The 8223-nt window shown below is 55.1% G+C and carries 7 protein-coding genes; 2 read left to right on the top strand and 5 right to left on the bottom strand.

All coding sequences use genetic code 11. The features are described from left to right. Nucleotides 1-62: carbon storage regulator (locus ACJROR_RS07225; RefSeq protein WP_406546536.1), on the bottom strand; the 62-nt coding region annotated here is incomplete at its 3' end. 226 nt (nucleotides 63-288) lie between these two features. On the opposite strand from ACJROR_RS07225, the gene ACJROR_RS07230 reads away from it, so the two are divergent. After that, the gene (locus ACJROR_RS07230; RefSeq protein ID WP_406039307.1) at nucleotides 289-855 is read left to right on the top strand and encodes a pilin; all 567 of its coding nucleotides are present in this window, start codon (nucleotides 289-291) and stop codon (nucleotides 853-855) included. 113 nt (nucleotides 856-968) lie between these two features. Here the strand turns inward: ACJROR_RS07230 and alaS are convergent, their stop codons facing one another. The 4 genes from alaS to ACJROR_RS07250 form a co-directional block, all read right to left on the bottom strand. Beyond that, nucleotides 969-3599: an alanine--tRNA ligase gene (gene alaS / locus ACJROR_RS07235; RefSeq protein WP_406546533.1), complete on the bottom strand. Its 2631-nt coding sequence runs from the start codon at nucleotides 3597-3599 to the stop codon at nucleotides 969-971. Between the two features lie 157 nt (nucleotides 3600-3756). Next, nucleotides 3757-4281 (bottom strand): regulatory protein RecX, encoded by a 525-nt coding sequence (locus ACJROR_RS07240; protein WP_406039303.1) that lies wholly within the window; start codon nucleotides 4279-4281, stop codon nucleotides 3757-3759. A 130-nt stretch (nucleotides 4282-4411) separates the two neighbouring features. After that, nucleotides 4412-5548, bottom strand: coding sequence for a recombinase RecA (gene recA / locus ACJROR_RS07245; RefSeq protein WP_406039301.1), 1137 nt, complete (start codon nucleotides 5546-5548; stop codon nucleotides 4412-4414). Nucleotides 5549-5798: 250 nt separating this feature from the next. Beyond that, nucleotides 5799-6326: a CinA family protein gene (locus tag ACJROR_RS07250; RefSeq protein WP_406546534.1), complete on the bottom strand. Its 528-nt coding sequence runs from the start codon at nucleotides 6324-6326 to the stop codon at nucleotides 5799-5801. A gap of 97 nt (nucleotides 6327-6423) precedes the next feature. On the opposite strand from ACJROR_RS07250, the gene mutS reads away from it, so the two are divergent. Then, nucleotides 6424-8223: DNA mismatch repair protein MutS (gene mutS, locus ACJROR_RS07255; RefSeq protein ID WP_406546535.1), on the top strand; the 1800-nt coding region annotated here is incomplete at its 3' end.

An 8223-nucleotide genomic window follows, 5' to 3' on the forward strand; every position in this document is an offset into this window, starting at 1 on the left:
GTAATCCTGACATTGTCCCCGACAATGATGGATTCTCCCTGTCTTCTTGTCAGAATCAGCATATTTCAACTCCGCCAAAACAAGAGCATTAAATCGGATGCTCCAGACTCCGGAACTCGGCTGCTCAAAAAACATTCGCTTCGGTAATAACAAATAATATCTGCTTTTATCAGAAAAGTAAAAAACAATTCCATCACATCACGATACTCTAAATCTAAATCTGCTATTATGGAATATCGAAAGCGCCCCGCCGAACATCAAGGGGCAAACATCAAGGAGAATAAAGCTATGCTATGCAATAATTGCGGCAAGGAAATCGGCACGGACAATTTCTGTCCCTTCTGCGGCGCCAATCAGACTCCGCAGCCGTCCCGGAACAAACCCGCAACCTCTAAGAAGTCTTCCACCTGTCTCATCGTCGGCATTGTCGTTGGCGTGCTGGGATTTATCGCCATTGCGGTAATCGGCATTGTCGCCGCCATTGCCCTCCCTGCTTATGCCAAATATATGGCCATGGCCCGGTTTACCGAGGTTACCTCTGCAGCAGACGGAGTAAGGAGGCAGGTTGAGCTCTGCTTCCTTGAGACCAAAGACTTCAGTCAATGCAATAACAGCATGAAAGGGAACAACTGGAGAATCGGCGCCAAAAGCGACTATGCCACCAAATACGTGGCGAACATTACCGTAAATAAAGGGGTTATTACCGCCAAGGCTATCGACGGGAACGGGCTCCGGGGAGCCACCTTCACCATTCAGCCGGTTCCGGACAAAAACTCCGGGAGAATCAGCTGGCAGATGGTTCCGGAAAAGTCTTCCTGCTTCTCGGAGGATCTGTGCGGACACTCCGGCCGGTAAAACAGGCTAACGCCCGGAGGAGCTTTTATTTAGCTCTCCTCTGAAAATCACAAGGCCCCCGGAACACCGGAGGCCTTTTCTTTTTATAAGCTCATGAGCAGGGGAGCGCGAAGTTAGCCCAGATGCTCCTCCAGCCAGCCGGCCACGCTGTTCATGGCCTGGGGCAGCTTGGCCACATCCGTGCCGCCGCCCTGCGCCATATCCGGCTTGCCGCCGCCCTTGCCGCCTGCCTGAGCTGCCACAAACTTCACCAGTTCTCCGGCCTTGATCCGGGACACCAGATCCTTGGTAACCCCGGCAATGAAGGAGATGCGGCCATCGTTAACGGAGGCCAGGAGGATGACCCCGCTGGAGAGACGGTTTCTGAGATCGTCCATGACAATACGGAGCTCCGGAACCGCTACCCCGTCCAGAGTGGCCACCAGAGTCTTAACTCCGTTAACGGAGACCACGGAGCCCAGGAGTCCCTTGGCCTCAGCCAGAGCCAGCTGCTCCTTAAGCCGGGTATTCTGCCGCTCCAGATCTTTGGCATGCTGCTCCAGCGCGGAAACCTTGTCGTAAACGCCGAAGGTCTCGCTTCTGAGAAGAGAGGCGCTCTTTTCCAGCTCGCTATTCAGACTGTTGGCATAATCAAGAGCCGCAAAACCGGTCATAGCTTCGATTCTCCGCACGCCGGCCGCAATGCCGCTGTCGGAGATCACCTTGAAGAAGCCGATATTGCCGGTGCGGGCCACATGGGTGCCGCCGCAGAGCTCCCGGGAGACATCTCCCATGGAAACCACCCGAACCCGGCCCTCATACTTCTCGTTAAAGAGAGCCATGGCTCCGGTGGCTTTGGCAGCCTCCAGATCCATCACCTCGGTAACCACCGGAAGATCGGCCATGATATACCCGTTAACCAGAGCTTCAACCTGACGGAGCTCCTCGGCGGTCACTGCCTCTCCGTGGGAGAAGTCAAAACGGAGCCGGTCTCCGGATACGTATGAGCCCTTCTGCGCCACGTGATCTCCCAGCACCTCTCGAAGAGCGGACTGGAGAAGATGGGTAGCGCTGTGATGACGGGCAATGCTGCTTCTGGCCTGAACAGCCACCTGGGCCCGGACATGATCTCCGACGGAAAACTCGCCTAAAAGCACCTTGCCCACGTGAATCACCGCATTTCCGGCACGTCTGGTATCGGTAACCTGGAACTCAAAATTATCTCCCCCGAGAATAAGACCGGTATCGCCCACCTGGCCGCCTCTTTCGGCATAGAACGGGGTTTTATCAAGAACAATCACGGCCTCTTCATCGGTAGCCACGGAAGTAACGCTTTCCAGTCCCTTGAAGATACTGACAATTTCAGCCTCTTCTTCAAGATGGTCATAGCCGGTAAATTCCGTGGTTCCCGCCACTCTGAGCTCGCGGTTATAGTCCACGGCAAAATTGGAAGCGGCCTTGGCTCTCTCCCGCTGCTTGGCCATCTCGGCATCAAAGCCGGCAAGATCCACCGTGTAGCCGTTATCCCGCACCACGTCCTGGGTGAGATCCACCGGGAAGCCGTAGGTGTCGTAAAGACGGAACACCACCTCGCCGGGCACGGTTTTGCTGTCCCCGAGCTTCTGGAGTTCTCCGGAAAGAAGCTCAAGACCGCGGTCAAGAGTGTGCAAAAACTGCTCTTCTTCCTTTCTCAGAATCTTCTCGATATGAGCCTGGGAATCCCGGAGCTCCGGATAGGCATCCCCCATGAGCTTAACCAGACTGGACACCAGCTTGCAGAAGAACACCTCCTGGGCTCCTAAAAGCCTGCCGTGGCGCACCGCTCTTCTGATAATGCGGCGGAGCACATAGCCCCGGCCTTCGTTGGAGGGAATCACCCCGTCGCTGATCAGGAAGGAGCAGGAACGGATGTGATCGGCAATGACCCGGAGGGACTTATTGGAAAGATCGGACACCTTAAGGGTTTCAGCCGCAGCGGCAATCAGATCCCGGAACAGATCGATATCGTAGTTGGAATGCACCCCCTGCATCACCGCGGCAATGCGCTCCAGTCCCATGCCGGTATCCACCGAAGGATGCGGCAGAGGCTCAAAGGTGCCGTCAGACTTGCGGTTGAACTGCATGAACACAATATTCCAGATCTCGATAAAACGATCTCCGTCCTCCTCGGCGGATCCCGGAGGGCCGCCCCAGATGTCGGCGCCGTGGTCGTAGAAAATTTCGGAGCAGGGGCCGCAGGGACCGGTGTCCCCCATCTGCCAGAAATTGTCGGAAGCATAGGGAGCGCCCTTGTTGTCGCCGATGCGGACAATGCGCTCTGCCGGAATGCCTATTTCATTGTTCCAGATATCATAGGCCTCCTGATCGGTCTCATAAACGGTAACCGTCAGTTTTTCCGGAGGAAGCCCCAGCTTTCCGGTAAGAAAGCCCCAGGCAAAATGAATGGCATCTTTTTTGAAGTAGTCGCCGAAGCTGAAATTTCCCAGCATTTCAAAAAAGGTATGATGCCGGGCGGTATAGCCCACATTGTCAAGATCGTTATGCTTGCCGCCGGCTCTGACACAGCGCTGCGCGGTAGTGGCTCTCTTGTAGCTGCGGGTCTCCTTGCCCAGAAAAACATCCTTGAACTGATTCATGCCGGCATTGGTGAACAGCAGTGTCGGATCGTTCACCGGCACCAGAGAGCTGGAACGCACTGCCTCATGTCCCTGCGACCGGAAATAATCGAGAAACGCGGAGCGTATCTCAGAGGTTGTCATGTACATACAAAAAACCTTTATCAATATATCGTCGCCCCCGCCCGGAACAGACCTGTCCCCGGCGAAAGGCACGGCTTCGGAAACCCTTGGGCTCCCGAAAAAATCCCTGAAATTATAGCATTATGAGGGGGCAAATTATAGTAAGGAGCACAATAAAAGCCCGTTACATATCTGCCCCGAAATCCTCGTCTGACATGCTGAGAGCCCGGAGGCACTGTTCTCCGGAAAACCCCCGGCGGGCCAGAAAGGCCAGGGCCCTTCTTTTCTGCTTAAAATCCATCTCCGCAATGCTGCCGTATTTCCGCGCGGCGAGATCCCGGGCCCGGGCGATAAAATCATCCGCACTGAGATTCTGAACGGCCTCCTGCTCCTCCGGGTTAACCCCCCGTTTCCGAAGCTCCATCCGAATCCGCCCGGGGCCGTAGCCCTTCCCGGCATAGTGCCGCACGGCCGTTTCCGCAAAGCGGCTGTCGGAGAGATACCCCTGGGCAATAAGCCTTGAAATCACCTCATCCAAAGCCGCGCGATTGGCAAATTTCCTGATAAGCTTGTCCCGGAGCTCCTTTTCCGAATGCTCCCGGAGAGCCAGCATGTTAACGGCCGCGGCATACATGGATCTCTTTAAAGCGGCGTCATTGCCGTTATCAGGCCCGTTATCAATATCCTTGTCATAAGCGGCATCTGTCATACAACCTCCCTCACTGACCGGAAAAACCCGCTTTTTCGCTTTTTATCACGATCCGGATACGGAAAAGGCACCAGAACGAATTCTGATGCCCTGCGTTTTCCGGTATTACCCCGTAAAATCCTGACCTTGATTACAGATCCTCGGGAATTTCCACCTTTTCAAACTCCGGAGCCACCTCGATGTCATCAGGCCCGGATCCGTCCTCGGAGAATACCTCGCCCCCCACATCGGCAGTGGCATTGTAATCATCCTTGTTGCTGTAGAACTCCCGGATCTTGGCCTCGATTTCATCGCTGACCTCAGGATGCTCTGCCAGATAATCAATAACATTGCTCTTGCCCTGACCGATCTTTTCGCCGTTGTAGGAGAACCAGGCGCCGGACTTGACAATGGCCTTGATCTTAACGCCCAGATCCACAATTTCGCTGCCCTTGCTGATGCCCTTGTTGTAAAGGATCTGGAATTCGGCTGCCTTGAAGGGAGGGGCTACCTTGTTCTTAACCACCTTAACCTTGGTTTCATTCCCCAGAACATCGCCGTCCTTGGTCTTGATGGGCGTACCCTTTCTGATGTCCAGACGCACGGAGGCATAGTACTTGAGAGCATTGCCGCCGGTGGTGGTTTCCGGATTGCCGAACATCACCCCGATCTTCATGCGGAGCTGGTTAATGAAGATGCACATGCAGTTGGCCTGCTGCAGATTCCCGGTGAGCTTGCGGAGCGCCTGGGACATGAGCCGGGCCTGGAGACCGACATGGGATTCCCCCATATCGCCCTCGATCTCGGCCTTGGGCACCAGCGCGGCTACCGAATCCACCACAATCACATCCACGCCGCCGGATCTTACCAGCATGTCGCAGATTTCCAGCGCCTGCTCGCCGGTATCGGGCTGCGACACCAGAAGAGAATTCACATCCACTCCCAGACGGGCGGCATATACCGGATCCAGAGCGTGCTCGGCATCAATGAAGGCGCAGGTCTTGCCCTTCTTCTGAGCCTGGGCAATCACCTCAAGAGTGAGAGTGGTCTTGCCGGAGGATTCCGGTCCGTAAATCTCCACGATTCTTCCCAGAGGAAGACCGCCGATGCCCAGAGCGATGTCAAGAGAAAGAGAGCCGGTGGAAATCGCTTCGATGTCGCTCATGTGCTTGTTCTCGCCCAGAAGCATGATCGCGCCCTTGCCAAACTGCTTTTCAATCTGATCCATCGCAGCCTGAAGTGCCTTTGCCTTACTGTTCTTCTCTTCGTCCTTTTCTTTAGCTGCCATACCTGTTTCCTTACTTTATCTAGCTAAAAAACTTAAAATTAACGGCCTTCAGCAAACCATCCGGTAAAACTGAACCTCTGAAATGCTCCGGCATTATAGCACCTGGAGGCGCCGGTCTGACGCCGGAGGGCATTTGCCTGAGCAGTTCCATGCCTGATATCACAAAGATAACCCGCAAAATGCGGCTCTCCCCGAAAATCAAAGCATTAAACTTTGCGGAGATTATACATAATTTTGCTAAGCTTGCAAATTATTTTTTATCTTTGTTTCTACAAAATTCCAAAATAACAGAAAGCGCTTTTATCACTGTCTGTTTTCTGACCGCTTCCCGATCCCCGGAAAACGCCGCCCGGAAGGTTTCAAAAACCTCTCCCCGAAAAGCCCAGGAGAGATAAACAGTGCCCACCGGCTTCTCCGGCGTGCCGCCGCCGGGACCGGCAATGCCGCTTACCGCCACCGCAATATCGCCCCGGGAATGCCGGAGCGCTCCCAGACTCATTTCCCGGACGGTTTCCTCGCTGACGGCTCCGTGATCCCGCAGGGTATCCTCCCGCACTCCCAGCATTTCCATTTTAGCCGCATTGCTGTAGGTGACAAAGGCCCGGTCAAACCACTCCGAAGATCCCGGAACGGCGGTAAAGGCCGCGCTGATAAGCCCGCCGGTGCAGGACTCGGCGGTGACCGCCAGAAGTCCCAGTCTTTTCAGTTCCGTTCCGGTGGCGGCGGCCAGCCGGAAAACCCCGTCTTCACTGATTTCATCGCTATCAGAAAAAGTCATTATTCCTCCTGCTATGCTCCCGCTTATGCTTTAACGGCCGATATGATAAACTAATCGCCGTCTCATTAAGCAGAAATCACAATATCAGTATCCAAAAATGTCAGAATCAGTCAATAACGGCATCACCCCGCTGATGCAGCAGTATCTTTCCTTCAAAAAGCAATATCCCGACACCCTGCTCTTCTACAGACTGGGGGACTTTTACGAAATGTTCTTTGATGATGCCCGGAAAGCCTCCGAGCTTCTGGACATCACCCTCACCAAAAGAGGCTTCATGAACGGTCAGCCTATCCCCATGGCCGGAGTGCCCTACCATGCCGTGGATTCCTATCTGGCCCGCCTGGTGGAAAAGGGAGAAAGCGCCGTTATCTGCGAGCAGATCGGCGATCCGGCCACCGCCAAGGGCCCGGTGGAAAGAAAGGTCACCAGAATTATCACCCCCGGCACCGTCACCGATGAAGCCCTCCTCAAGGAAAAGCAGGATAACGTCATCGCCTGCCTGGCCAGCGATCAGTTCGCCTTCGGACTCAGCTACCTCAATCTCTCCACCGGAGACTTCTGCTGCCTGGAAAGCGATGATATAAACGGCATTCTGGCCGTGCTGGAACGGCTGAAGCCGGCGGAGCTCCTGTATGCGGAGGATGTGCGCTCCCTGGATGCCATTTCCGAATTCAAGGGCCTCAGAAGACGCCCGGTGTGGGAATTTGACTTTGAAACCTGCCGCCGCATTCTCACCTCGCACTTTCATACCCGGGAGCTTTCGGGTTTCGGGCTGGACGGCGTCACCATCGGTCTCTGCCCCGCCGGAGCTCTCTTAAGCTACGTCCGGGAAACCCAGAAAACCGCCCTCCTCAATATCCGCTCTCTCCGTCTGGAAAGCAAAAGCACCCACCTGGTGCTGGATGCCTGCACCCAGAGAAATCTCGAGATTACCGAGAATCTTCAGGGCGGGCAGGAGCATACTCTCCTGGCCGTGCTGGATCGCACCTCCACCCCCATGGGATCCCGGCTTCTGCAGCGCTCTCTGCTGAACCCGGTACGCTCTCGGGAAGAAGCAGAAAAAAAGCTGGATCTTATTTCCGAAATCCTGCAGTTCTCTCAGGCCGATACGCTCCGGGACTGTCTCCGGGAAATCGGCGATCTGGAAAGAGTGACCGCAAGACTGGCTCTCAGCAACGTCCGGCCCCGGGATCTCGCCAAGATCCGCACTGCTCTTCAGGTAACTCCCCATATCCGGGAGCTTCTGAACTCCGCCGGGGGCAAGCTGGGAAAATTTCAGGAAAAGCTCCCCCTCCTCCCGGATGTCCGGGATCTTCTGGAAAGAGCCGTCTGCGATATCCCGCCGGCGGTGATCAGAGACGGCGGCGTCATCGCCTCCGGCTACTCTCCGGAACTGGACAAGCTCCGCAGCATGTCCTCCGGAGCGGATGATTATCTTAAGGAGGTGGAAAACCGCGAAAGAAGCCGCACCGGGATCAACACCCTCAAGGTAGGCTACAACAAGGTTTCCGGTTACTATATTGAAATTTCCCGGGCTCAGGCCAGCCAGAACACCCTGCCCTCCGATTACATCAGAAGACAGACCCTGAAAAACAATGAACGCTATATCACCCAGGAGCTCAAGGAATTCGAGGAAACCGCGCTCACCGCCCAGAGCCGGGCTCTGGCTCTGGAAAAACAGCTTTACGATGAGCTTATTGCCCGACTGCTGCCGCATCTTATGGATCTTCAGGATCTCTCATGCCATCTCTCTTACATCGATATGCTGGCGGGACTGGCAGCAGCGGCTCTGGAAAACGGCTATACCCGGCCGGAATTCACCTCCGCCCGGGAAATCTCCATTGTAAAGGGACGCCATCCGGTAATCGAACAGGTGAGCTCCTCCCGGTTCATTCCC

Source organism: Succinimonas sp. (assembly GCF_045225735.1).
Lineage (GTDB): Bacteria > Pseudomonadota > Gammaproteobacteria > Enterobacterales > Succinivibrionaceae > Succinimonas.

Excerpts from the sequence above, each read along its gene's own strand:
- recA (WP_406039301.1), bottom strand. The coding sequence starts at position 5,548 with ATGGCAGCTAAAGAAAAGGACGAAGAGAAGAACAGTAAGGCAAAGGCA.
- ACJROR_RS07240 (WP_406039303.1), bottom strand. The coding sequence starts at position 4,281 with ATGACAGATGCCGCTTATGACAAGGATATTGATAACGGGCCTGATAAC.
- alaS (WP_406546533.1), bottom strand. The coding sequence starts at position 3,599 with ATGTACATGACAACCTCTGAGATACGCTCCGCGTTTCTCGATTATTTC.
- ACJROR_RS07250 (WP_406546534.1), bottom strand. The coding sequence starts at position 6,326 with ATGACTTTTTCTGATAGCGATGAAATCAGTGAAGACGGGGTTTTCCGG.
- ACJROR_RS07230 (WP_406039307.1), top strand. The coding sequence starts at position 289 with ATGCTATGCAATAATTGCGGCAAGGAAATCGGCACGGACAATTTCTGT.